This is a genomic window from Pseudomonas khavaziana (assembly GCF_019145205.1).
GTDB lineage: Bacteria > Pseudomonadota > Gammaproteobacteria > Pseudomonadales > Pseudomonadaceae > Aquipseudomonas > Aquipseudomonas khavaziana.
In genome coordinates this window covers 1-274 of record NZ_JAHSTT010000075.1, presented here as the reverse complement: position 1 = coordinate 274, position 274 = coordinate 1, and the positions used below count along the sequence as shown (strand labels likewise).

Here is a 274-nt window from a genome sequence, read left to right as displayed (position 1 = left end):
TTTGCACGCCTGACCTTGAGCGCCCCGATACCTGAAGACACCACGATCATGAACTTCCGGCACCTGCTGGAAAAGCAACAACTGGCCCCTGCGATCCTCGCGGTCATCAACGGTTATCTGCAAGAGAAAGGCCTGTCCCTGCGCCAGGGTACCATCGTCGATGCCACCATCATTCATGCCCCCAGCTCGACCAAGAACGCATATTGGCGCCGATGCGGAACCGGGACTGGTTCATCATGTTCATGGCACTGCGGCCAATGTGGCCGATGTCACG

At 58.0% G+C, this 274-nt stretch carries 1 pseudogene; it reads left to right on the top strand.

Features of this window, described 5'->3' with window-relative positions:
- Window positions 1–274, top strand: a pseudogene (locus KVH01_RS29595) (IS5/IS1182 family transposase); the annotation flags it as partial.